At 73.4% G+C, this 24,035-nt stretch carries 17 protein-coding genes; 13 read left to right on the plus strand and 4 right to left on the minus strand.

Annotated elements, in window-relative coordinates; all coding sequences use genetic code 11:
• Nucleotides 1–4: 4 nt before the first annotated feature.
• Complete coding sequence (locus tag ACEQ2X_RS22505; RefSeq protein ID WP_370328128.1) at nucleotides 5–1,918, minus strand: cell wall-binding repeat-containing protein; 1,914 nt, start codon at nucleotides 1,916–1,918, stop codon at nucleotides 5–7.
• 148 nt (nucleotides 1,919–2,066) lie between these two features.
• Between ACEQ2X_RS22505 and ACEQ2X_RS22510 the strand changes: the two genes are divergently transcribed.
• The 7 genes from ACEQ2X_RS22510 to ACEQ2X_RS22540 all read left to right on the plus strand — a co-directional run bounded on the left by ACEQ2X_RS22510 (nucleotide 2,067) and on the right by ACEQ2X_RS22540 (nucleotide 10,446).
• Complete coding sequence (locus tag ACEQ2X_RS22510) at nucleotides 2,067–3,032, plus strand: glycosyltransferase family 2 protein (RefSeq protein ID WP_370328129.1); 966 nt, start codon at nucleotides 2,067–2,069, stop codon at nucleotides 3,030–3,032.
• Between the two features lie 74 nt (nucleotides 3,033–3,106).
• Nucleotides 3,107–4,366, plus strand: coding sequence for an O-antigen ligase family protein (locus ACEQ2X_RS22515; RefSeq protein WP_370328130.1), 1,260 nt, complete (start codon nucleotides 3,107–3,109; stop codon nucleotides 4,364–4,366).
• Nucleotides 4,363–5,385, plus strand: a complete 1,023-nt coding sequence (locus tag ACEQ2X_RS22520; protein WP_370328131.1) for a hypothetical protein — start codon at nucleotides 4,363–4,365, stop codon at nucleotides 5,383–5,385. The genes ACEQ2X_RS22515 and ACEQ2X_RS22520 overlap by 4 nt, the downstream gene beginning before the upstream one ends.
• Nucleotides 5,385–6,599: a hypothetical protein gene (locus tag ACEQ2X_RS22525; RefSeq protein ID WP_370328132.1), complete on the plus strand. Its 1,215-nt coding sequence runs from the start codon at nucleotides 5,385–5,387 to the stop codon at nucleotides 6,597–6,599. Before ACEQ2X_RS22520 ends, ACEQ2X_RS22525 begins: the two co-directional genes overlap by 1 nt.
• The gene (locus ACEQ2X_RS22530) at nucleotides 6,596–7,492 is read left to right on the plus strand and encodes a sulfotransferase (protein ID WP_370328133.1); all 897 of its coding nucleotides are present in this window, start codon (nucleotides 6,596–6,598) and stop codon (nucleotides 7,490–7,492) included. The genes ACEQ2X_RS22525 and ACEQ2X_RS22530 overlap by 4 nt, the downstream gene beginning before the upstream one ends.
• On the plus strand, nucleotides 7,489–9,063 hold the full coding sequence (locus tag ACEQ2X_RS22535; RefSeq protein ID WP_370328134.1) for a lipopolysaccharide biosynthesis protein: 1,575 nt from the start codon (nucleotides 7,489–7,491) through the stop codon (nucleotides 9,061–9,063). Before ACEQ2X_RS22530 ends, ACEQ2X_RS22535 begins: the two co-directional genes overlap by 4 nt.
• A 72-nt stretch (nucleotides 9,064–9,135) precedes the next feature.
• Nucleotides 9,136–10,446, plus strand: coding sequence for a class I SAM-dependent methyltransferase (locus tag ACEQ2X_RS22540; RefSeq protein WP_370328135.1), 1,311 nt, complete (start codon nucleotides 9,136–9,138; stop codon nucleotides 10,444–10,446).
• 72 nt (nucleotides 10,447–10,518) lie between these two features.
• Here ACEQ2X_RS22540 and ACEQ2X_RS22545 read toward each other — a convergent pair whose 3' ends face one another.
• Nucleotides 10,519–12,072 carry a hypothetical protein gene (locus ACEQ2X_RS22545; RefSeq protein ID WP_370328136.1) on the minus strand — a complete coding sequence of 518 codons (1,554 nt, stop codon included), beginning with the start codon at nucleotides 12,070–12,072 and terminating at the stop codon, nucleotides 10,519–10,521.
• A 199-nt stretch (nucleotides 12,073–12,271) separates the two neighbouring features.
• On the opposite strand from ACEQ2X_RS22545, the gene ACEQ2X_RS22550 reads away from it, so the two are divergent.
• The 5 genes from ACEQ2X_RS22550 to ACEQ2X_RS22570 all read left to right on the plus strand — a co-directional run bounded on the left by ACEQ2X_RS22550 (nucleotide 12,272) and on the right by ACEQ2X_RS22570 (nucleotide 20,259).
• Complete coding sequence (locus ACEQ2X_RS22550; protein WP_370328137.1) at nucleotides 12,272–14,758, plus strand: trypsin-like serine protease; 2,487 nt, start codon at nucleotides 12,272–12,274, stop codon at nucleotides 14,756–14,758.
• A 50-nt stretch (nucleotides 14,759–14,808) separates the two neighbouring features.
• Nucleotides 14,809–15,804, plus strand: a complete 996-nt coding sequence (locus ACEQ2X_RS22555; protein WP_370328138.1) for a YhjD/YihY/BrkB family envelope integrity protein — start codon at nucleotides 14,809–14,811, stop codon at nucleotides 15,802–15,804.
• 70 nt (nucleotides 15,805–15,874) lie between these two features.
• On the plus strand, nucleotides 15,875–16,945 hold the full coding sequence (locus ACEQ2X_RS22560; protein WP_370328139.1) for an inositol monophosphatase: 1,071 nt from the start codon (nucleotides 15,875–15,877) through the stop codon (nucleotides 16,943–16,945).
• 91 nt (nucleotides 16,946–17,036) lie between these two features.
• Nucleotides 17,037–18,263 (plus strand): FIST signal transduction protein, encoded by a 1,227-nt coding sequence (locus tag ACEQ2X_RS22565; protein ID WP_370328140.1) that lies wholly within the window; start codon nucleotides 17,037–17,039, stop codon nucleotides 18,261–18,263.
• A 13-nt stretch (nucleotides 18,264–18,276) separates the two neighbouring features.
• Entirely contained in the window at nucleotides 18,277–20,259 is a 1,983-nt protein-coding gene (locus ACEQ2X_RS22570; protein WP_370328141.1) for a putative bifunctional diguanylate cyclase/phosphodiesterase, read from the plus strand.
• An 18-nt stretch (nucleotides 20,260–20,277) separates the two neighbouring features.
• Here ACEQ2X_RS22570 and ACEQ2X_RS22575 read toward each other — a convergent pair whose 3' ends face one another.
• The gene (locus ACEQ2X_RS22575; protein ID WP_370328142.1) at nucleotides 20,278–20,964 is read right to left on the minus strand and encodes a cutinase family protein; all 687 of its coding nucleotides are present in this window, start codon (nucleotides 20,962–20,964) and stop codon (nucleotides 20,278–20,280) included.
• Between the two features lie 105 nt (nucleotides 20,965–21,069).
• Here ACEQ2X_RS22575 and ACEQ2X_RS22580 point away from each other — a divergent pair, with 105 nt between their 5' ends.
• Nucleotides 21,070–22,389, plus strand: a complete 1,320-nt coding sequence (locus ACEQ2X_RS22580; protein ID WP_370328143.1) for a hypothetical protein — start codon at nucleotides 21,070–21,072, stop codon at nucleotides 22,387–22,389.
• On the opposite strand, the gene ACEQ2X_RS22585 is transcribed toward ACEQ2X_RS22580, so the two are convergent.
• Nucleotides 22,352–24,035: cation-translocating P-type ATPase (locus ACEQ2X_RS22585; RefSeq protein WP_370328144.1), on the minus strand; the 1,684-nt coding region annotated here is incomplete at its 5' end. The two genes, ACEQ2X_RS22580 and ACEQ2X_RS22585, sit on opposite strands and share 38 nt — an antisense overlap.

Here is a 24,035-nt window from a genome sequence, read left to right on the forward strand (position 1 = left end):
CGACCTACAGCCGGGCGGTGCGCGGGTCCGCCAGCAACGCGTGGAAGGCGTGGAGCTGCGAGGGCGGCAGCTCCCAGGACCCCGTCCGCGAGTTGAGGTGGGAGTCGAACGCCGCGAGTCCGATGACACGTGCGCCAGCGCCGTCCGTCGCGGACCCGGCCGCGGCGGCGTACCAGTCGCGGACGTGCTGCGCCGCTGCCTCGTCGTCCCCCCGCATGCCCCACTCGCCGACCGCGACGACGGTGCCCTGCTCCGCAGCCCAACGGCGGATGTCAGCCCACGTCTCCGTGAGCAGCCCACCGGGTTCGTCGCGGTAGGGGTCGATCCCGACGAAGTCGTACAGGCCCGGCTCCCACCACTCGTCGGGATCACGACCGGAGCGGGGATCCCAGGTCCAGCCCATCAGGATCAGGGACAGGGCGATGTTGTCGGTACCGAGAGCCTCCATCCGCTCGCGGACCCGCCGGTTGGCGGCTCGGTGGCCCTCCGGACCGGCCGGGTCGTCGGGGTGGTTCACCCCTCCGCCGCCCTCGGGTTCGTGGTGCACGGTCAACCACACGGGACCGTCCAGTCCGTCGAGGTTCCTCAGCAGCTCGTCGATCTCCGCGTCCGCCGTGCCGTCGGCCATGGCTGTCCAGCCGGGCGTCTTGATCGACACCCACGGCAGCCGGCCGACGGCCAGGTCCTCGGCCGCGATGCGTGGCAGGTAGCCGTTGCGCTGATCCCAGCGGAAGAACGTGCGCCGGAGCGACAGGGGGACGCCGGCGGGCTGCTCGTGACGTTGGGTCGGGTCGCCGTTGCCCCCGACCGCAGCACCCCAGTACACGGTCCCGGGTGCCGGGTCGCCCGGGAAGGACGCCGGTTCGGCGGGATCCGGGGCCGCGCAGGTGGCAGAGGCGTGTGTGAACGCGTCCACCAGAGCCTGCGGGACCGCGGTCGTCCCGCCGACGACGACCAGTTCCGCCAGCGTGCCACACCGCTCGGCCGCCCACCGGACGGTGTCGTCGGACAGCCAGGTCCGATCGGCGGAGAGCAGGATCGGGGCCCCCAGCGCACCTGCGACGGGCGCCGCCGCCAGGTCGTCGGCGAAGTCGTCCCCCCGCACGAGGACAGCTGCGTCCCGCTCCAGTAGACCCGTCGCGGTGAAGTGCTCTGCGGCCGCCGTCGCAGTGGCGGTGCGCGTCGGCCCCGCCAGCCGCAGGACGTCCGGGCCGAGGGCCGCCACCTGGTCTGCGACGTGCTCGTCCACCGCCGCGGGACCGCCGAAGAGGATCACCTGCTCGGGCGCCAGAGCCAGAAGCGCCTCGATCGTCGCTGCGGGCAGCGATTCTGGAGCCGTGAGCAGGAGCGGCACGCGCCCGACGAACGCGGGGCCGCTCGCTGACAGGGCGTCGGGGAAGTCCTCTCCGCTGGCAAGCAGCACGGTGCGGCCACCCTCGAGGGAGGGCAGCGCACCGGTGAGGCGGACCACCTCATCTGCCACGGCCGCGGCCGTGCCGTATGTGGAGCTCCCCTCTACGCGGGTGACATCCACGCCGTCGATGGACGCCGCGTACCGGGTGCTGAAGACCGTCTCGTCACCGACCAACGTGATCCGCTCAGCACCCAGTTCGGAGAGCGCCTCCTGGGTGACGTCGTCCATCTCGTCATCGGCGGAGAGGAGGATGGGGGCCTGGAGCGCGCCAGCCAGTGGCGCGGCGACGAGTGCTTCCTGGAAGCGGTCCGAACGCACCACGACGACGTGGTCGGTACCGTCGGGGTGCAACGAGGTGGCGACGTGCGCGGCCGTCTCGGTCCGCGTCGCCCCGCCCAGCCGCGTGACGTCCACGACCGCCCCGGCGGTCACCGGGGGAGGGGCGGACACGAGCACTGACGCGCACGCGATGAACACCGCCATGTACCTGCTTGCCAGGGTCACGCAGAAGCTCCCAGTCGACGACTAGTCTTCCCATCGGCGGTGGCTCGACCCGGTTTAGCGCGTGGAGTGGCGCCACGGGGAAGGTTCCGACACCGTGATGGCCGCTACACTCCGTCAGCGGACGCAGCAGACGGACGCGGGTTGAGGGATGTCGACGGACACTGGAGTCAACGGGGTTCAGGACGTCGACGGGACACGCGGTCCGCGGCCGACGGTCTCGGCCGTCATCGCGACCCACGACCGGCCCCAGTTGCTGCGAGAGGCCATCGAGGGCGTGCGCGTCCAGACCTACGACGGCGTCCTCGAGTGCGTCGTGGTCTTCGACCGGAACGAGCCCGACGAGACCCTGGTGTCCGACGACCCCCGCCGACCGGTCGTCGTCCTCCGCAACGCCCGCACCCCCGGGCTGGCGGGCGCACGCAACACCGGCGCGCTGGCTGCGAGAGGTGAGCTCCTGGCCTTCTGCGACGACGACGACGTGTGGCTGCCCGACAAGACGTCCGCGCAGGTCGACATCCTGGACGCGGAACCCGACCGCCAGGTCGTGGTCGGCGGGATGGTGATCGACTACGAGGGCGACCGCATCGAACGCGTGTGGCCCAGCGACGAGGTCACCGTCGCGGACCTGTGCCGGTCCCGCGTGCAGGACGCCCACCCCTCGACCGTCCTCGTCCGGACCACGGCGTTCACCGGTGACATCGGTCTGGTCGACGAGGCGATCCCGGGGAGCTACGGCGAGGATCACGACTGGTTGATCCGCGCGGCGAAGGTGCACCCGCTCGCCTACGTCCGCAGGCCGCTGGCGGTGGTCGCCTGGCATCGCGCCTCCCACTTCAGCGGCCGCTGGCCGACGATGATCGAGGCGCTGGACTACCTGATCGACAAGCACCCGGAGCTGCGACAGGACAGCCGCGGGTTGGCGAACCTGCGTGGACGACAGGCCTTCGCACGAGCCGCGATGGGGGATCGGCGCGCCGCGATGCGGACAGCCTTCGAGAGCTTGCGGCTGAACCCGCTCGACCGGCGCGCCGCGGTCGCACTGGTGGTGAGCACCGGTCTCTTGTCGGTAACTCGTGCCCAGCGGATGGCGAACGCAGTCGGGAGGGGCATCTGACCCGCGCGCACGCGCCCCGTTCCCGGTCGAGCTGGACCGGGGGGGCCTCCGTGGGGCGACCCGACCTTACGGGCGTGGCCCTCCCGCAGGCGTGGCCGCTGCTGATCGGCCTGGTCGGGTTCCCCGCGCTCTGGATCACCGGCCTGGCGCCGATGGCCTGGGTGGTCCTCGCGGCGCCGATGGCGGCGCACCTCGCGACCAGCCGGATCGTGAGGGTGCCCCCCGGCTTCTCGTTGCTCCTGCTGTTCCTCGGGTGGGTGCTCGTGACCGGCAGCCAGGTCGACACCACCGGGCGGGCGATCGCGTTCACGTATCGCTGGGCGCAGTTCCTGGCTGCTGGCATCGTGCTGCTGTACGTGTACAACCTCGACCGCCGGGTCCGCACCGGCACGGTGCTCGGCTGGCTGGCCGTCTTCTGGATCATCGTGGTCGTGGGTGGCTACCTCGGTCTGCTCCTCCCAGCCGCCACGTTGCCGAACCCCCTGCTCTCGGTCCTGCCCACCGGTGTGTCGGGCGACGAGTTCACCCGCACGCTGCTCGAACCCACCTTCGGTGCGGTCCAGAACTTCCTCGGCTACCCCATCCCGCGACCGGCAGCGCCCTTCCCCTACACCAACACCTGGGGCGCGAACTTCGCACTGCTGCTGCCCGTGGTCGCGGCGGTCCTGCTGGACCCGACGACCAGCGTCGCCCTCCGCCGTGCCCTCAAGGTCGCGATCGCGGCGGCCGCGGTGCCGGCGGTGCTGTCCCTGAACCGCGGCATGTGGCTGAGCATCGGGGTCTGGCTGGCCTTCATGTTGTCCCAGCGCTCGACGCCCAGGGTCCGACGCGCTGCGGGGATCTTCGCGTTGGTGCTGGCGCTCGCGCTGGTCTTCGGCAGCTTCACGCCCCTCGGCGACGTGGTGCGAGATCGTCTCGACACACCGCACAGCAACAACGCGCGCAGCGATGTCGCGGCTGGGACCATCGAGGCGATCGCCGAGTCGCCGCTGCTGGGCTACGGGGCGCCGAGGCCCTACGAGGGACCCGGCATCCGGCCACCGCTCGGGACGCAGGGCCAGCTCTGGTACATCGTGTTCGCGCACGGGATCCCATCTCTGGTCCTGTTCCTCGCCTTCCTCGCGATCCTCTACCTCCGGTCGAGGCCAGCCGAGTGCCCGCAGACGGGCGTGTGGATGCGGAGCATGCTCATCGTCCTGGGGGTGCTGCTGCCGATCTACGACGTCGAGGGCGTCCCGATGACGTTGGTCTTCGTGGTCGCGGGCCTGGCGATGCGGGAGGCGCGCTCCTCCCGGGTTCCCGTCCCCACCGGCGTCGGGGACGGATCCCCGTGACCCGCACCGTCGTCGCGCTGCTGGCGATGGGGGTGGCGTTGGCCGCGGTGGCGGCGGTCAGCCCGGTCGGCCCCCCCTCCAAGGTGGCGGCCGTGCAGTGGGTCGCTCTCGGACCGCCCCGGGACGACCCGCCGCCCGGGACTCCTGGAGGTGCAGCCACGACGGCGACCTATCCCGGTCGACCGGACCCCGGGACGCTCTGGTGGGGCGCTGCCGTGGGTGGCAACGCGGACCCGGCGACGCGTCACGAGCAACCCACCGGGCTGCCCCTGTCGCTGCGTCGCACCTTCTACCGGTGGGACCAGCGCACGTCGACGTTGGTCCCAGCGGTCCGAGCTGATCTCTCCGCAGGCCGCTTGCCGTGGGTGTCGATCAAGCCCCCCGGCTGGGCGGAGGTGGCCGACGGGCTCCACGACCCGGCCATCGACGAGCTGCTGCTCGAGCTCGAGGCCACCGGGGGACCGGTGTGGCTGACGGTCCACCACGAGCCGGAGGGCGGCGGCGGGGTGAACGCCCCGGATGACCCCGCCGGGCCGGCTGGGCACGTCGCGATGAACCGCCACATCCGCGAGCGCATGGACCTCCTGGGCATCCAGGACGTCGCGCTGGTGCTGATCCTGATGGACTGGACGTGGGATCCGAGGTCGGGTCGCGACGTGGAGGAGTGGTGGGAACCCGGCATCTACGACGTCCTGGGTGTCGACGTGTACCGCGACGAGCCGGTGTCCTTGGTCACGGACAACTGGTTGGAGATCAGGCGTTGGGCTGGCGAGCAGGGCATCGACGTCGCCGTCGGGGAGTGGGGGTTCCGGGGGATGGACGCGACGGCAGGCCAGCACGTGCGGGAGTGGTACGAGCATGCGGCCGCCTCCCACGACGACGGCCTCGGCGCCCGGGTCGTCGCGATGGCGGCCTTCGACTCCGGGCTGAACGCCCCCACCGGGTCGTGGGAGCTGCGCGGCGCGCAGCTGGCGACGTTCCACGAGCTCCTCGCCGATGCCCGGACAGCCCGGCTGTGATGGCAGCGCGCGATGCGTCATCGCCGGGTGCTGGCCGCGACCTGGTGCAGGTCGTGGGCAGGTTGTGGCCCGCCGCGGAGGCGGTCGATGTCGTCCGAGCCCGGTCCGCTCGCCGGACGGGGTCGACCGACGACTTGCTGTTCGTCCCCACGGCGCGGCGGCCGTGGCTGTTGGTGCCCGACCAGTCGCGTGCGGCAGCGGCCGGCGTCCTGCGCGTCAGCCAGACCAGCACCGCAGCCGACAGGCTGGTGCGGGCGGTCCTCGCGGGTGCGTTTCGAGCCGGCATCGCCCAGCTGTGCCTCGTCGATCGGGTTCGGATCACGGGGGCGCGGGCTGGTGAGTCCATCGTCAGCCACCTCTCCGCGGTGCTCGGCCGGGCCGTGGTCGTCAGCCTCGGGGTGGGGACGCTCCGGGCCAACCAGAAGCCCATCCTCCAGGTGTTCGACCAGAACGGGTCGGTCCTCGCGTTCGTCAAGGTGGGCGACGACGAGGTCTCCACGGCGCTCGTCGACCGGGAGGCGCGGAGTCTCGCACGGCTGGCGGGCCTGCGGCTGCGGCACCTCACCCTCCCCCGCGTGCTGCACCACGGCAGCTGGCGTGGTTTGCGCCTCCTCGTCATCGGCGCCCTGCCAACTCCGGTGACGGCCTGGGCGCCCCGACGGGCGGTGCCGGTTGCAGCCTTGGCCGAACTCGCGCGCGCGGAGGGTGTCGAGCAGGTGCCGGTCGGTGCGGGTCCGGTCGTGGCGGCGCTCCGGAGCTGCGCCGGCGCCGTGGAGGACCGTGCGGTTGGGCGAAGCGTGGGCGCACTGGCCGACGCGCTCGTCGCGCGCCACGGGGCGGTCGCCGTCGAGCACGGGATCTGGCACGGCGACTGGACGCCCTGGAACATGGCCTTCGCCGGGCGGCAGGTCTCGCTGTGGGACTGGGAGCGATGCGCCGACGGCGTGCCCGTCGGCGCCGACGCGCTGCACTACGTGATGCAGCGGCGCGCACGGGAGACCAGCGATTGGGACGATGCGCTCGCGGCGACCACCAGGATCGCCCCGGCGCTCCTGGGGGCGCTCGGCGTCCGCGCGCCCGCGGCCCCGGTCGTCGACGCCTACCTGGCGCTCCTGTGCGCGCGGTACCTGCTGGCGGCCGAGGGACCGAACGGTGCGGCGCTGGCCCTACGTGCGCGGTGGGCACTCGAGGTGACCGAGCGGAGGTTGTCATGACCGATCCCCGACGAGGCATGGCCGCCCGCATGCCGACGATGAGATCCCGCGCGCCCGACGAGGTCAAGGCGCTGGGGCGACGGGTCGCGCGTGGCGTGGGCCGCGCGACGGCACCGGCTCGCATGCTGCCGGCGTTCCTCGTGGTGGGTGCCCAACGTGCCGGCACGACGTCGCTGCACCGCGCCCTGATGGCCCACCCCGACGTCGTTCCGCCCCTCTTCCACAAGGGGATCCACTACTTCGACGTCGCCTACGGACGCGGCATGCGGTGGTACCGCGGCCACTTCCCGGTGACGGCCGTGGCCCGGAGACGCGTCGCAGGGCTCCCGCAGACCTTCGAGTCGAGCGGGTACTACATGCACCACCCGCTCGCCATCGAGCGCATCGCGGCGGACCTCCCCGATGTGCGCCTGGTGGTGATGCTGCGTGATCCCGTGGAGCGGGCCTACTCGGCCCATCGGCATGAGTGCGCGCGGGGCTTTGACCACCTGCCGTTCGAGGAGGCGCTCGACCGGGAGCCCGAGCGGTTGGTGGGCGAGGTGGCGCGCATGCGGGCTGATCCGAGCTACGTCAGCGTCTCCCACCGCCACCACTCCTACGTCGACCGCGGTCAGTACGCGGGCCAGCTCGTGCGGATGTTCGATGCCGTGGGGCGTGATCGCGTGCACGTCCTCGGGAGCGAGGACTTCTTCGAACGGCCTGAGGAAGAGTTCGCACGTCTCCTCGACTTCCTGGGGCTGACGCGGTGGCAGCCGGACGGCTTCGAGCGGTGGAACGCCCGGCCGAGGGCGCCGATGGCCGCGGCCACCCGAGCACGCCTGGAAGCCCACTTCGCCCCGCACGACGACGCCCTGGCCCGCCTGCTGGGCTACGAGCCGAGCTGGCGCCGATGACGCGACCGACGGGTGGAGGCGTGGCGGTCGAGGACGACCGCCACCTCCACCGGCTGGCACGCGGGAGCGGCCTCAACCTCATCGGTGCCGCGACGTCGAGCGCGGCGTCCTTCGGGGTCATCTTCGTCGTCACCAACGCGTTCGACCAGGCGACCGCCGGCGGCTTGTTCGCCGGCACCGCACTGTTCATGCTCATCGTCACCGTCGCCGGGCTCGGAGCCGACGTCGGTCTGGCTCGCTGGGTGCCGCACCTGATGGCCAGCGGCCGCACCGCTGACGTCCGGAGGTGCATGCGCAGCGCGGGCACGGCGGTCCTGGTCACGAGCGGGGTTGCCGCAGCGGTCATGGCCGTGCCCTCGTCACCACTGACGGGGCTGGTGGGCGGCGACGCGCCCGGCGTCGACCTCGCGCAGGGGATCCGCGTGCTGGCCGCCTTCGTCCCGGTCATGACGGTCTTCATGTTGCTGCTCGCCGCCACCCGCGCGTACGGGACGATGCGTCCCACGGTGGTCGTCGACAAAATCGTCCGCTCGACCGGCCAGGTCGTGCTGGTCGTGGTGGCGGCGGTGATCGGGACGGAGCTCGGGTGGTTGGCCGCGGCCTGGGCGCTCCCGCTGCTCCCGGCGACCGCCTGGGCCGGTCTCTGGCTCCGCCGCGTGGCAACCCGCGCACGCGATGCTGTGCGCCCCCACCTCGACACCGCCCCGGACGGGGACGACGCCGTCCGAGCGTTCTGGCGGTTCACGCTCCCACGTGCACTGGGTCAGGTGGTCCAGACGGCGATCCAGCGGGTGGATGTGCTGTTGATCGCCGCCCTCCTGGGCGTGCGGGACGCCGCCGTCTACACGGCCGCGACGCGCTTCATGGTGTTCGGCCAGATGGGCATCCAAGCGATCCAGCAGATGCTCCAGCCGCAGCTGAGCCGTCTGTTCGCCGACGGCGACCACCCGGCCGCGAAGAGTGTGTTCGCCGCAGCGACCACGTGGACGATCCTGCTCACGTGGCCGCCCTACATCCTCTTCGCCGGGCTGGCCCCGTCCCTGCTCGTCGTGTTCGGGGACGGCTACGGCGAGGGTGCGACGACCGTGTCGATCCTCTGTGCGGCCATGCTCGTCAGCACGGCGACCGGTCCGGTCGACGTGGTCCTGCTGATGGCCGGGCGCAGCGGGCTGAGCCTCGGGAACAACGCGGTGGCGCTGGTGCTGAACGTCGTGCTGAACATCGTGCTGCTGCCGCGCGTCGGGATCACCGGTGCAGCCATCGCCTGGTCGGTGGCCATCGTGGTCCGCAACCTCCTGCCGCTGTGGCAGATCCGACGCGAGGTCGGGTTCACACTCGCCGGGGGCAAGGCGCTGCGCGCGGCGGTCCTGGCCGGTGCCACCTTCGGCCCGGCGGCGCTGGTGGCCAGGTCGGCCGTCGAGCTGCGGTGGGCGCCCACCCTCGTCCTGGTGGGCGTCGCGACGGCCGCCTACGGGCTCGGCGTGTGGCGGGCTCGTGGGAGACTGGAAGTTGATATCCTTGCCCGCGCCCTCCGGCGACGCCGCACGCCGACCGCGGCCAGCCGTCCGTGAGGCATCGGTCAAGTCGCGTTGCGAGCAGCCGAACGTACGTGGGATGAGCGCGGCGACGGAGAGGACCCCGACATGACCGTGATGCGGCACGTCCGCGACCGTGTGCGGCGCGAAGCCCGGCGATCCGCACGGCGGGTGGCCCCCGCAGCCCGCACGGCGGCGCAGCGAGTCCGCGAGGCCGTGCCGGAGTCGGTCCGGAAGGAGCTGTACCCCGTCGTGCCGTGGCGGCCCTGGCGCGTCGACGTGCGGTTGGAGGACCTGCTGCTCGGTGTCATGGGTCCCCAGACGGCGTCTGAGTTCGCAGAGTCCTCGCACGACCTGCTGTGGCCATCGACCCGGCTGGCCGAGGGACCTCACGTCCAGCTGCTCGCCGACGTCGATCGGGGCGAGCTGACCGACGCCGAGATCCTCGCGCACCCGTACGGCGAGATGGGTCGCACGTGCCTGCGGCTGCATGGCCGCTACTTCTGGGCCACGGACGACGAGGGCGTCGTGGACGTGGCTCGCGACTTCATCCGACGGTACCGAGGTGAGGTGCCGACGCGGACCCGCGCGCACCAGAGCCCGGCGGGATCGCCGCTCATGGTCGCGCCGGTGCGGTGGACGTCGGGGTTGCACCAGATCGTCGACGGGCACCACCGAGCGGCGATCGAGTTCCGACGTGGCCGGCGGACGCTGCCCGCGAAGGTGAAGTGGCTGCCGGTCACCACGCCGCTCCAGGACCTGCTCAACCAGATGAGCTGGATCGGCGGGGAGAAGGAGCTCTACCAGCCCATCGACGCCCCCGAGCTCCGCGAGGCCTGGGTCACGGTCCGCCGTTGCACCGATCGCCTCGAGAAGATGGTGGCGTTGCTCGACGACCTCGGCATCTCCGCAGGTGGACGCCGCTACCTGGATGTGGCGTGCTGCTACGGCTGGTTCCCGGCGCAGATGGAGGCGCGCGGGTTCGATGCGCGCGGCATCGAGCGCGATCCCCTGGCGCCGCGGCTGGCAGAGGCTGCCTACGGGCTGTCCCCCGATCGCGTCCTCGTGGGGGACGCCGTCGACCTGCTCGCGTCGCAGGAGTCCCCACACGACGTCGTGTCCTGCTTCAGCCTGCTGCACCACTTCGTGCTCGGTCGGGGGAGCACGACCGCGGAGGAGCTGCTGTCCGCCCTCGACAGGGCGACCGGATCCGTGCTCTTCATCGACACGGGCCAGGGTGACGAGGCGTGGTTCGCGGACAGCCTGGCCGGCTGGAACCCCGCGCACATCGAGGCATACCTCCGCCGGCACACGTCATTCGACGACATCATCGACTTGGGACCAGACGAGGACGCGGTCGGACCGTTCCGCGACAACTACGGCCGGCACCTCTTCGCATGCGTTCGCCGGGACAGGTGAGGCGGCCAAGTCTCATCCCGCGCACCGTCCTACGATCGACGGACCGGCCCGCTGCCGCCGCGCTCGGTCGGTTCAACGACGTCCACGGTCCCACAGGCGGGGTGCAGCGTGGACGACGACCCCCAACGCCGGAAGCCCGACCTGTTCGAGGAGGTCAGCTGCCTGCGCCAGGTCACGTCGACGCGTGACGCCCACCGTCGCCACCAGGACGACTCCCCGCACCAGGTCGCCGAGCTCGAGGGCATCCGTCGACCCCCCGAGTGGCGAGCTGTCGATGAGCACGACGTCGTAGTGGCGCCCGACGGCGCCGAGGGACGATGTGATGAGCACCCTGGTGCCGCCGAACCGGGAGTGGGCTACCGCGTCCGGTCCGACGGCGATCACGTCAGGCGCGGTCGTCGGGAAGCGCCACATCGTCAACCCGTCGCCGAGACCCCCCGCGTCGTGCGGCGTCGGGGCGGCATCGACGTGGGTCGTCACGTCGTCGACGAGCTGGCGATCACCCACGACGAGCACTCGGTGCGCGTCAGCGAGGGTGGTCGCCAGGCCCACCGCCGTCGCCGTCCGCCGGCGCGATCGTTCCCAGCTCGCGACCGCCACGACCCCGGCGTCCGCCCCCCCGAGGGACACGGCCAGTCGACGGTATGCCCTGGACGTGGTGGCACGTCCCCGTCGCGTGGTGGAGGTCGGGAGTACGGTCAGGACCCGTGCGCGCAGGGCTGCTGCCGCCTGGTCCGGAGACCGCACCCGGTCATCTACCCGATCCCGGACCAGCGCCGCGCCGAACGCGATGACCGCGCCCGCGGCTGCCGCGATCGCCAGGGACCGGGTTGGGCGTGGGGACGAGGGCGACTCCGGCGGACGGGCACGCGCGATGACCGTCCCAGGGTCGACCTCCACGGCCAGGCGCTCCGTGAGGTCGTTGCTCAGCAACGCGATCTGCCCCTGGAGCACGGCGGCCTCAGCCTCTGCGTCCAGGTGTCGTAGCGACTCGGGCTCGTCGATGGTCTCGGCGAGGGTCGCGGTGACGTCCCGGAGATCAGCCCGCAAGGCCGCGAGGCGGTCTCGCACGCTGCTCGCCGACCGGTCGATCGCCTCTTGGCCCAGCTCCGCGCGAAAGTCGATGTAGGCATCCGCGAGGGCGTTCGCACCTCGGGCGGCCCGTTCGGCCGAGCCGGAGCTGTAGGCGATCTCGAGGATGCGAGAGTCGTCCGGGGACGAGACGTCGACCACCTCCCGCACGTCGGCGTGTTCGAGGTCCGGTTCCACCGGGCCCAGAGCTTCGTCGATGACGAGCTCGGATACGATCAGCTGCTGCTCGGTGGCCAGGTCGATCAGTCGCGCGGGGGGGCCGAGGGCGTTGACGGGATCCTGGCTGAGGGGCTCGATCAAGACGACCGCACTCGAGACGTACCGCGTTGGCTGCTGGGCGATTGCGAAAGCTGCACCCATGACGACGGCCAGCACGACCACCGTCATCAGGATCCACCGACGCCGGAGGATCGCCACGTAGTCGCCGAGCACAGGGTCGTCGGAGCCGTCTCGTCCACCGTCGGCTGCTGCGCCCCCGCCGGTATCCGTCGGTGTGTCGGGGGCGCGCACCGCACGCTGGCTGGCAGTCGTCACGCGGGAGCCCTCTCAGATCGGCGGCCGCCGGTCATCCGGTGCGCAGGAGCTGACACGACGCTCTCGGGTCTCGAGGCCCGACGGCCGCTGCCGCCGAGGTACCGGGATCGGGGATCTCGGAGCCGGTTGGATGGTACCGCCAGTTCCAGATCCCGGTGCGCGTGCCAGACCTCGCAGTCCCGTGCCCTATCATGCGCCGATGCGTCGCTCCGGGTTCCTCACCGTCCTGCTCCTCCTCATCGCCCTGGCCGTCCCCGGTCCCGTGGGCGCGGCCGACTACCAGGTCATCAACGGCCGGCCGGCGGACCCGGGGGAGTACCCCGCCAGGGCGGCCCTGATCGACGTCGACTTCGGCCAGTTCTGCGGCGGCACCCTGGTCGACCCCGAGTGGGTGGTCACCGCCGCGCACTGCTTCTACGACTCCCGCACGGGCGGGTCGTCCGTCCCGCCGGAGTCGCTCGAGATCGCGCTCGACACGACCCGCTGGGACACCGGCGGCGAGCGCCTCGGGGTCGACCAGATCGTCCTCCACCCGAGCTACGACGAGTTCCGCACGGTCAACGACATCGCCCTGCTGCACCTCTCCACCCCGGCGACAACCCCGCCGGCCGCGGTGGTCGCCGCCGCCGACGGCGCCCTGTACGAGCCGGGCCGCCAGGCGGTCGTGACCGGCTACGGCACCACGACACCGTACGGCGAGAACCCGTCCCTCGACCTGCTGGAGGTCGAGGTCCCGCTCGTCTCGGACGCCGACTGCGCGACCGCCTACGACATCGAGGCCGACCGGCATGCCTGCGCCGGCGCTCCTGGCACCGAGCAGGCCCCCGGTCCGGACACCTGCCAGGGCGACTCCGGCGGCCCGCTGTGGACCGATCCGGGCGACGGCGTCCTCCGCCTGATCGGCATCACCTCCTTCGGTGGCCTCTGCGGCGTGGAGCGGCCCGGCGTCTACACCGAGCTGATCACCTACCTCGACTGGGTGAGCGGCATCATCGGGGGGACCATCGACCCGGGCACCCCGGTCGACCCGACGACCCCTGAGCTGCCCGACGGCGCCGACGCGCCAATCGCGCGGATCGCCGCGACGCCGGGGGCCCCCTCGGACCCGGTCAGCCAGGCGGTCGCGATCTCCCGCGAGGCCTTCTTCGAGGCATCCGCGCCCTTCGGCGTCCTGGCCACCTCCGCGGTGTTCCCCGACGCGCTCGCGGGATCGTCGCTCGCGTGGGGCGTCGGCCCGTTGCTGTTCACCGATCCCGACGGGACGGTCCGCGCTGACGTGGCGGAGGAGCTCCGGCGAGCACTCGAACCCGGTGCGACCCTGTTCATCCTCGGCGGCACGGCCGCGATCCCCACGTCGACGGAGGCCGAGCTGGCCGCCGCCGGCTACGAGGTCGTCCGCCTCGCCGGTGCCGGTCGCGAGCAGACGGCCGCCGCGGTGTCCGACGTCATCCTCGAGCGGTTCGGCGAGCTGCCCCTCGACACGGTCATCGTCGCGACGGGCAGCAACTGGCCTGACGCGGTCACCGTCGGCGAGATCGGCTCCTGGTGGGGCACACCGGTGCTGCTGACCCAGACCGGTCAGCCGCTCAACGCCGCGACCGCCGACCGGCTGGCCTCGCTGGCTCCCTCCACCGTGCTCGTCGCCGGCGGTCCGGCGGCGCTCGGCGACGACGTCGTGGCCCAGATCGAGGCGATCACGGGGGAGGGCAGCGTCCTCCGGCTGGGCGGCACGACCCGGTTCGGGACGGCCGCGGCGGTGACCAGCTACAACGTCGACGAGCTCTACGTCGGCAGGCCCTCCTACGTCGTCGCGGTGAACCTGCGCCGCGAGCCCGACGCGTTCGCCCACGTGCTGGCCGCCTCGATGCTGACCGGCGCCTTCGCCGGCGTCATGGCGCCCGTCGAGGGCGACGGCGGCACCGACGTCCCGGCTGACGTCCTCAACGCGATCTGCGGGCTCGACCTGCCGGTCATCGTGGCCGGCGGCACCGACCTGGTCTCCGACATCGCCGCCGAGGCGGTGCGAGCCGCGTCGGGCGGGTCGGGCTGCGAGGCGGATCGGACGGTCGCGATCGGCGACTTCGTGTCCTCCTCGATCACCGGGTCGCTCTCGGTCCGCTCGTACACCTTGGCCGGCACCGCCGGCGAGGCCGTCCGCATCCGGATGGACGCGCTGTTCGGCCAGGCGCTCGACCCGATCCTCGAGCTGTACGGCCCGGACGGCCAGCTCGTCGCGAGCAACGACGACTCCCGTGAGGGCGGGCTGAACTCCCTGCTCGAGGCCACCCTGCCGAGCGACGGGGTCTACCGGATCGACGCCACGAGCTTCCAGGCCACGACCGGTGACTTCGTGCTGAGCGTCGACCCGGCGCCGGCCTTCGAGACCGAGGGCGTGCTGACCGCCGAGCAGCCGGAGACGTCGATCGTGGTGACCGGCGAGCCCGGCACACGGGTGATCGTCGAGATGCGCGGCCTCGATGACCAGACCGACCCGCTGCTGCTCGCCTTCGACGGCGCGGAGGAGATCGCCTTCGACGACGACGGCGGCGGCTACCCGCACGCCCGCATGGACCTGCGGATCCCCCCGTCGGGGCAGGTCGAGGTCGTCGCGACGGTCTACTCCGACTCCGTCGGCGCCTACTCGCTGGCCGTGTTCGCCCCGGAGGGCGGGGTGTCCTTCGGCTGATCGGTCAGACCCCGGGCGTCGCGCGCCGACGCCCGGGGCAGGGTCCGGCCATGGCACAGCCAGCGGGACCCGACGGCCACGAGTCCCCGCCCCTCCCCGAGCGCTGGGTGCGGGCCTTCGACGCCTGGCAGGGCCGCCACGGCGTCGTCGGCTACCCGGTGGCGGTGATCCGGAAGTACGCCGACGACCGGGGCAGCGCGTTCGCCGCCCTCGTCACCCACTACGGGTTCCTGGCCCTGTTCCCGCTGCTCGCGCTCCTCGTCACGGGACTGACCTGGGCGGCGGACCTCGACGAGGGGTTCCGCGACCGGATCCTCGACTCCGTCGTCGCGCAGCTGCCGGTCATCGGCGCACGGCTGCGCGAGGAGGCGGCGCCCCTCGAGGTCGAGGGGGTGGTCGTGGTCGTGTCCGTCCTCTCGCTCCTGTGGGGGGCGACCGGCCTGTACAACTCCGGGCAGCTGGTGATGAGCCAGGTCTGGAACGTCGAGGGGGTCGACCGCCCCGGGTTCGTCGAGCGGCTCCTCCGCTCCCTCGGCCTGTACCTCACCCTCGGCCTGGGGGTGGTGGCGTCGGCGGGGGCGTGGTGGCTGGGCGTGTTCCGGCCGGCGACGTCCACGGAGGTCCTCGCCTCGAGCGTCGTGGGCACGGCCGTCCTCAACGTGCTCATCCTCCTGGTGGTCCTGCGCCTGGTCACCCCGCCGTCGGTCCGCTGGCGCCGGCTGGTGGCACCGGCGGTGCTGACCGGCGTGATGTGGGAGGCGCTGCAGCTCGGGGGCCACTGGTTGGTCCTGCGCCAGCTGACCCGCCTGCAAGACCTCTACGGCATCTTCGGGCTCGTGCTCGTGACGATCGCCTGGTTGAACCTGGCGGCCCGGGCGGCGGTGCTCGCCGTCGAGGCCGCCGTCGTCGCCGCCGACGGGCTGTGGCCCCGACGCATCGCCCAGCCGCCCCTCACCGACGCCGACCGGGAGGTCCTCGAGCGCATCACCCGCAACGAGCGGCGGCGACCCGAGCAGCAGGTCACGATCACCTGGGACGATCGCTGAGGACGGCGGCGCGGAGCCCGAACCCCGTCGCCGCGAACCCCTCCCGGTCCGACCGTATGATCCGGGACCGATGGCCAACGATCCCGCACCCGGCGCGATCGCCGGTGCCGACGACCTGGACGTGCTCGCCGCGGCGCTCGGCGCCGGTCCGGCCCTGGCCGGCGTGACCCGTGCCCTGGCCAACCCGTGGCGCCGGGTCGTGGTGCGGCGCGAGGGGACGGCGATCGCGGAGGTGGCGGTCGTCGACGTGGAGGGCGAGGTCGGCCGGGTCGAGGTCCTGACCGGGCACCCGACGGCCGCGCTGGGTGCGGCCGTCGGGGAGGCGGCGAGCGAGGCCGGCTGCCGGGAGGTGGTCGGCGTCGAGGCCCCCGTCCCCCCGCCGCCGACGGACCTCCCCGCCCGGTTCGTCCACCTCGCGGCGCGGGCCGCGACGGCCGCGGCCACCGCCGCCGCCCGGACGGCGGGCATCGCCGAGGTCCGCACCAAGGCGGACGGCAGCCCGTCCGCCGCGGCGGACGAGGCGGCCGACCGCGACGCGGCGGTGATCCTGGCCGACCTCGGCGTCCCGATGCTCAGCGAGGAGCGCGCCGACGCCGCGTTGGACCCGACCGCTGCGTGGCTCGTCGTCGACCCCATCGACGGGACCGGCAACTACCGGGCGGGCTTCCCGCCGTGGGCCTTCGCGGCCGGTCTCGTTGCCGACGGCCGACCCCTGGCGGGCTATGTGATGGACCTGTCGTCGGGTCGTCGCTGGTCGGGGGTCGTCGGGCCCGGCGCACGGCGGGACGGCCGACCCGCCGGGACCCGGCCGGGCTCGACGTTGGTGGTCCCCACCCCGCCCCCCGGCGAGGTGGCCGTGGTGCCCGACGGGTTCAGGCGGATCAGGATCACGGGGTGCACCGCGGTCGACCTGTGCCTCGTGGCGGACGGGTCGGCGGCCGCGTGGCACGACCTGGACCGCGCCGGCACGCACGTCCACGACGTCGCCGGTGCGCTCGGGGTCCTCGTCGCCGGCGGGGGCGTGGTCGTCGATCCCGACGGGCAGGACCTGGCGCTGCCGCCCGACACCGAGGGGCTCATCCGGTTCGCGGCGGCTGCGGACGCGGCCACCGCGGAGGGGCTCGTCGCGGCGTTCCGCTGAGCCCGCCGGCGGTGCGGTGCATGGCCGCCCCGGACGCTCAGATCGACCGCGGGGTGGCCGATCAGGTGTCGAACCCCGAGGAGGTCCCCCGTTGGTCGTCGTCAAGTCCGTCATGTCGTCGCAGCCGACGACCGCCGCGGTGATCGCCGATCTCGGCGACCAGATCGACGCCGCGGGGGTGGTCCCTGACTTCGTCTTCGCCTTCTACAGCCACTCCCACGACGACGCGGCGCTGTCCGACCTCATCCGCGACCGCTTCGGTGACGTCGCGGTGGTGGGCGGCACCTCCTGCGGCGGCGTGATGGGCGACGCGGGTCTGTCGGAGGGGCCGTCGGTCGGGCTGCTGCTGGTCGCGGACCCCGACGGGGCGTACGGCGCGGCGGCCGCGCCGCTCGGCGACGATCCCGCGGCGGCGGCGCAGACGGCGTTGGCGCAGGCGCTCGACGCCGCCGACTCCCCAGGCGAGCTGCCCGAGCTGGTCTGGATCTACCAGTCGCCGGGGCAGGAGGAAGCCGTCGTCGAGGGACTCCGGCGCATCGTCGGGGACCGCTGCCCGATCATCGGCGGCAGCGCCGCGGACGACGACGTCGCGGGGCTCTGGCGCCAGCTCGGCCCCGACGGACCCCTCATCGACGGCGTCGTCGTCGGCGTCCTCTTCTCCTCCGGCGGGATCGGGGTGGCGTTCCAGGGCGGGTACGAGCCGACCGGCACCACCGGGGTGGTGACCGAGCTGGGCTTCGACTCCGGCGAGGGCGGGGTCGTGACCAGCGCCAGCGGGCGGAACATCCGCCAGATCGACGGCGAGCCCGCCGCGGTGGTGTACGACCGCTGGACGGGCGGGGTGCTGGGCGAGGACGTCCTCCGCGACGGCGGCACGATCCTCGCCGCCACCACCATGACCCCGCTCGGCCTGAGCGCCGGCCGGGTCGACGAGGTCACGCGGTTCCGGTTGGTGCACCCCGAGACGGTGACCCCCGAGGGCGGGCTGACCACCTTCGCCCGCGTCGAGCGGGGTGACCGCATCTTCGGGATGCGCGGTGACCGCGACCGGCTGGTGCAGCGGGTCGGGCGGGTCACCTCCGCCGCCATCGCGTCGCTGTCGAGCACCGCGGCCGACGTCGCCGGCGGCCTGGTCGTGTACTGCGGCGGGTGCCGCCTGGCCGTCGGCGACCAGGTCGACATGGTCGCCAAGACCGCCGGGGCGGCCTTCGGGGGCCTGCCGTTCATCGGCTGCTTCACCTTCGGGGAGCAGGGCCAGATCCTCGACGAGAACGTGCACGCCAACCTGATGATCTCCGCCATCGCCTTCGGACGCTGAGCGGACCCGCGCCGTGTCCGCCGACCTGCCCCCGGAGGTGCTCGAGAGCCCGGAGGCGTTGCGCGAGGTGATCGTCGGCCAGCGCCGCGAGCTCGATGCGCTGCGCCGCGAGACCGCCGACGTGGCGCTGCTCCTCGACGCCCTCGGCGCGCTGCTCGAGGTCGGTCCGGACGAGGACCCGTTCGCCGGCGTGTTCGCGCGGCTGGAGCCGGTCTTCGCCTTCTCCCACGCCCTGGTGCTCAGCGAGGCCGGCGACCCGGGGTCGCCGCTCCGCTGCATCGTGGCGACCGTGCCGGACCTGGTCGACGTGGTGTGGCCGCCAGGCCGGTTCCTCGAGAAGGTCCTGTCCGGCAAGGTCACCGCCACGCTGACCAACGAGGTGGTGGAGGGGTGGCCCGCCGCCGCGGTCGCCGCCGGGCTGGTGCCGGCGCAACCAGCCATCTACCTGCCGCTCACCGTCAAGGACCGCCGTGCGCTGGTGGTGCTGGCCCGCCCGGTCGGTGACGACGGGTTCGACCGCCGCCACGTCGCGCTGGCACGGAAGTTCTCGCTGCTGGCCTCCCACGCCTTCGCGACCCGGTCGGCCAACCGCAGCGAGCACGAGCGCCGGCGCCTCCACGACCTGACCGAGGAGCTCAAGGCCGCGCAGGCGCGCCTGGCCCACCGCGCCGACCACGACGCCCTGACCGGGCTGCCGAACCGCGGGACGCTCGAGGAACGGGTCCGCCGGGCCCTCGACCGCGCCGGCGACGACGGCCGGGTCGGGTTGGCGTTCGTCGACCTCGACGGCTTCAAGCAGGTCAACGACCGGTACGGCCACGCCGTCGGGGACGGGCTGCTCGTCGCGGTGGCCGAGCGGATCCGCCGGGAGCTGCGCCCCACCGACGTGCTCGCCCGCATCAGCGGCGACGAGTTCGTCATCCTCGTCGATCCCCTCGACGACCCCCCCGCGCTGCAGGCCATCGGCGAGCGGATCATCGCCCGCCTGTGGGAGCCGTTCACCATCGACGGTCACGGCCTGGCGATATCCGCGTCCATCGGCGTGGCGATGCACCCCGAGCACGGCGGGTCCTACGACGAGCTGACCCGCAACGCCGACATGGCGATGTACCGGGCGAAGGCCGCCGAGAAGGGCTCCGTGGCCTGGTACGACGTCGAGTTGGGCCGCGAGGCCGCCGAGCGCCGGGAGCTCGAGGACGTCATCCGGTCGGCCGTCCGCGACCGCCGGATCGTGCCGGTCCTGCAGCCGCTCGTGGACCCCGAGACGATGGCGGTCACCGGGTTCGAGGCGCTGGCCCGGCGCGTCGACGCTGCCGGCCGGCTCCGACCCCCCGCCGATTTCATCGACGTCGCCGCGCAGCTCGGGCTGCTGGACGCGATCACCCACCTGCTCCTCGACGAGCTGATCGACGCGCTGCCGGCCCTCGACGCCGCCTACGGCGACGCCACGACGTTGAGCCTGAACCTCTCCGCCCGCCAGGCGACGGACCCCGCCGCGATGCAGGCGCTTCTCGAGCGCCTGATCGCCTGCGGGCAGCCCGACCGGTTCGTGATCGAGCTCACCGAGGACGCCTACCTGCAGGCCGGCGTGTTCCAGCGCCACGTGCTGCCGCGGTTCCGCGAGTTCGGCGTGGAGGTCGCCATCGACGACTTCGGGACCGGCTACGCATCCCTGTCGACGCTGCTCGAGGTGTCCGCCCAGGAGCTGAAGGTGGACCGGGCCTTCGTCACCGGCGTGCACGAGCGGCCCCGCAGCCAGATCATCCTCGGCGGGATCGCGATGGCCGGCCAGGCCCTCGGCCTCCGCGTGGTCGCCGAGGGCGTCGAGACCGCCGAGGAGCTCGCCCACCTCCGCGGCGTCCAGGGCGTCACGCGCGTGCAGGGCTACCTCTTCGCCGAGCCGGCCCAGATCGCCGAGCTGATCGACGGGCGCGACGCGCTGCTGCACCGGATCTCGACGCTGTGCCGGGCGACCTCGGGCCCGGTGCCGCGCTGACCGACGCAGAGCCCGGACTCAGCCGGTGGGCGCCACGGCCAGCAGGTCGGCGACCCGGAGGGTGAGGGGGGCCAGGACCTCGGGGTCCCGGTAGCCGCGGAGGTGGGTCATCAGCCCCCGGACCACGTCCCCGCCGTCCAGGTCGCAGACGGGGTCGCCGTCGAGGCACGTCGCCGCGGTCCGGTCCGCCCAGCCGTCGGGGAGGTCCGCGGCACTGCCCAGGACCGTGGACGGGTCGGCGAGGAGGACCACCGCCGCGACGGCGGGCGGGTCGCGGCGGCTCGAGTCGGCACGTCGCATCGCCGCCCGGACGACCGCGGCGCCCTGGCTGAACCCGGCCCACACCAGGGCGCTGGAGGGGCAACGTCGCGCCGCCGCGACGCTCTGCTTCAGCATCCGCGCACCGCCCAGGCGGACCGCGTCGCGGAACTGCACGGGGTCGAGCAGCGCACCGCCGAAGGGGCTGGCGTCGTAGACCACGCCGACGGCCTGCACCTCCCCCTCCACCCGGTGGGCCAGCTGGGTGGCGACGGCCTCGAGCTCCGGACCGGGTCCGGCCGCCTGGGCGGACCCGCGCGCGGCGACCACGATGACATCGGCGCACCGGGCCGTGCCCGCGGCGGTCTGCGCGCCGACGAGCCCCGGTTGGGTGGCCAGGAGGGTCAGGGCCGCGAGGACCGCAGCAGCCGGGCGGACGGAGGCCATGGGGCAAGGGTAGGGCGCCCACGTCGGTGCGGGTGATGACTAGTCACGTCGGGTCATGACCGTATGGCGGAGGGTGATGTCCCGATCACCGGGGAGAGTTTCGCCATGGCGGTGGTGCAGGAGCCCGACACCCCGGCGCGCGGCGTGGCGATCACGCGCGCCGGCGACGGCGGCGACGACCCGTCCGGGGACACCCAGCCATCCGAAGACCAGTCATCCGATGACCGGCCATCCGCTGACGCGCGGTCCCGCGACGCGGCGGTCGTGGCGTTGGTGCTCGAGGACGTGCTGCCCAGCACGCACGTGACGGTCGGGCCGGACGGCGTGCTGGTGGGCGTGCGGGACGGCCTACCGCTCACCGCGACCGAGGAGGAGCTGCTGGCGGCTGCACCCGCCGCCCGCGAGGTCGTCGCCGGCATGTCCCTCGCCGGCGCTCAGATGTCACACCGCCAGGTCCTCGAGGACGTGCTCGTCGTCGGTGTCCTGGAGGCCCGACTCCCCACCGCCGCTCGCGGGTCGGTGCCGGGCACGGTCCTGAGCGCGGTCCGCGCCTTGTCGGCACGGCGGGAGGAGGGGAAGGCCGCCTGCTCCGGCGTGCTGGTGGTCGACGACGTGGGGGAGTGGCGGGCGCACGTCGAGGGGCACGACGGGCTCCTGCTCGAGCCGCTCGCCGTCCCCCTCACCGTCGACGAGCGCTTCTTCGCCCACCCGGCCACCCACCACTACGTGGACGGGCGCCACAGCCTCTTCGTGGTGGGCCCCGACCGCTCGGTGGTCGGGATCCTGCGGCTGGACGGCGCGCACGACCCCCTCCGCGTGGCCGCGGGCGACCACCTGGCGCCTGCCCTGGACGGCCCGCCCGCGTTCGCGGCGGTGGCTGACGCGAACTCGGTGGTGACGGTCGTGGGCGCCGGCGGGCTGCACCTCCGACGCCGGACCTCGCACTGGCGCCTCGTCGATCCGACCCTCCTCCCGCGCTGCCTGCGCCTCGCCGGGATGGGGGAGGGGGACGCGGCCATCCTGGCCACCGCGCTGTCCGCGCTGTCGGACGCCCGGACCGGCACGTTCGTGCTCGTGCCCACCGCCGACCGCACACCGCGGCTCGCCGGTGTCGTGGACCCGAGCCGCAGCGGCGCGGTCCTGCTGACCCACCTGCTGGGTCGGTCCCTCCGCGAGCTCCGCGACCGCCACGCCCTGCTCGGACTGCTCGGCCACGACGGGCTGACCATGTTCTCGAGCGCCGGTGAGCTGCTCCTCACCGGCGCCATCATCGACCTCGACGGCATCGACGCCGCCCACTCCGGGGGCAGCCGCACCCACGCCGCGGCCAGCGCCTCGACGGCGGGGGTGACGCTGATGGTCTCCGCCGATGGGCAGATCACCGCGTTCAGCGACGGGCGGCAGCTGCTGCACCTCGAGCGCTGACGCGGCGCCGCACGGCCTTCACGCACTCGAGCGCCACCAACACGACCGCGCCCAGGCCGACGCAGATCCCCAGCTCGGCGGCATCGAGCGCGTCGAGCCCGAGGAACGACGACAGGGGGGTGTAGAGCGCCGCGAGCTGGAGGGCGACGACCAGGCCGGCGATCGCGACCAGCACCCGGTTCGAGAGCGGACCGACCGACCACAGCGACGCCGTCGTCGACCGCGTCCCGAGCGCCTGGAAGACCTGCGCGAACGCGAGCGTCGTGAAGACCATCGACTGCCACGACTCGTTGCCGACCACGTAGGCGACCAGCCCCACCCCGAGGGACAGCGCGCCGATCAGCGCACCGACCCAGGCGGTGCGCAGCCCGAGGCCGCCGTGCCACAGCCCCGCGGAGGGGGCGTGCGGGCCGCGTCGCATGACGCCGGGCTCCGCCGGCTCCATGCCCATCGACAGCCCCAGCAGGCCGTCGGTCATCAGGTTGAGCCACAGCAGCTGGAGGGGGAGGAGGGCCACCGTCGTCGCCTCGGACGAACCGCCCAGGAGGAACGGCAGCGGCCAGCCCAGCATCACGATGATCTTGCCGAGGTTGCCGGCGACCGCGAAGGAGACGAAGCGGCGCAGGTTGTCGTAGATGACCCGCCCCTCCTCCACCGCCGCGACGATCGTGGAGAAGTTGTCGTCGCGGAGGACGACGTCCGCCGCCTCCTTCGACACGTCCGTGCCGGTGATCCCCATCGCCACGCCGATGTCGGCCCGCTTGAGCGCCGGCGCGTCGTTCACGCCGTCGCCGGTCATCGCGACCACGTCGCCGCGCCGCTGCAGGGCGTCGACGATCCGCAGCTTGTGCTCGGGGGAGACGCGGGCGAAGACCGACGCGTCGACGACCACGGCGTCGAGCTCCTCGGCGGTCATGCGCTCGAGCTCGACGCCCGTGACCACCCGGTCGTCGGCCTCGGCGATGCCCAGCTCGGTTGCGATGGCACGCGCGGTCAGCGGGTGGTCGCCGGTGATCATCACCGGCCGGATGCCGGCGGCGCGGCACGTCGCGACGGCGTCCCGGACCTCGGCGCGGGGCGGGTCGATGATGCCGACCAGACCGAGCAGGACCAGGTCCTCCTCTGCGTCGGCGACCGCGTCGGTGCTCGGGAGCTCGCGGTAGGCGACCCCCAGCACGCGCATCCCGTCGGCGGCCAGCGCGTCGTTCGCCTGCGTGACCCGCTGGCGCCAGCCGTCGTCGAGCGCGACGACGCCGTCCTCGGCGTGGACGTGCGCGGCCCGGCCGAGCAGGCCGTCGACCGCGCCCTTCACGAGCGCCAGCGGCACGTCCTGGGGGAGGGCGGCCAGGGCCGGCACCGCACCGCCGAGGGGCCCGTGGACGGTGCTCATCCGCTTGCGGTCGGAGTCGAAGGGTCGTTCGGCCGTGCGGGGGACGGCGGTGCGGAGCGCGTCGACGTCGACGCCGGCGCGGTGGGCGGCCAGCAGCAGCGCGGTCTCGGTCGGGTCGCCGATCGTCTCGAGGTCGCCGGTGGACCCGACGCGCAGGTCGCCGTCGTTGCAGAGCACGCCCACCGCGAGGGCGGCGGCACCCGGGGCGCCGGGGGCCGCCACGGCCTCGGCAGCCTCGACCTGGTCGAGGACCAAC

Source organism: Euzebya sp., assembly GCF_964222135.1.
In the GTDB taxonomy this organism is placed as follows: Bacteria; Actinomycetota; Nitriliruptoria; order Euzebyales; family Euzebyaceae; genus Euzebya.

What these genes read in the sequence shown, in the direction of transcription:
- ACEQ2X_RS22560 (WP_370328139.1), top strand. Translation starts at nt 15,875, where the DNA reads ATGGCCAACGATCCCGCACCCGGCGCGATCGCCGGTGCCGACGACCTG.
- ACEQ2X_RS22555 (WP_370328138.1), top strand. Translation starts at nt 14,809, where the DNA reads ATGGCACAGCCAGCGGGACCCGACGGCCACGAGTCCCCGCCCCTCCCC.
- ACEQ2X_RS22535 (WP_370328134.1), top strand. Translation starts at nt 7,489, where the DNA reads ATGACGCGACCGACGGGTGGAGGCGTGGCGGTCGAGGACGACCGCCAC.
- ACEQ2X_RS22550 (WP_370328137.1), top strand. Translation starts at nt 12,272, where the DNA reads ATGCGTCGCTCCGGGTTCCTCACCGTCCTGCTCCTCCTCATCGCCCTG.
- ACEQ2X_RS22525 (WP_370328132.1), top strand. Translation starts at nt 5,385, where the DNA reads ATGGCAGCGCGCGATGCGTCATCGCCGGGTGCTGGCCGCGACCTGGTG.
- ACEQ2X_RS22530 (WP_370328133.1), top strand. Translation starts at nt 6,596, where the DNA reads ATGACCGATCCCCGACGAGGCATGGCCGCCCGCATGCCGACGATGAGA.
- ACEQ2X_RS22540 (WP_370328135.1), top strand. Translation starts at nt 9,136, where the DNA reads ATGACCGTGATGCGGCACGTCCGCGACCGTGTGCGGCGCGAAGCCCGG.
- ACEQ2X_RS22575 (WP_370328142.1), bottom strand. Translation starts at nt 20,964, where the DNA reads ATGGCCTCCGTCCGCCCGGCTGCTGCGGTCCTCGCGGCCCTGACCCTC.
- ACEQ2X_RS22510 (WP_370328129.1), top strand. Translation starts at nt 2,067, where the DNA reads ATGTCGACGGACACTGGAGTCAACGGGGTTCAGGACGTCGACGGGACA.
- ACEQ2X_RS22580 (WP_370328143.1), top strand. Translation starts at nt 21,070, where the DNA reads ATGGCGGTGGTGCAGGAGCCCGACACCCCGGCGCGCGGCGTGGCGATC.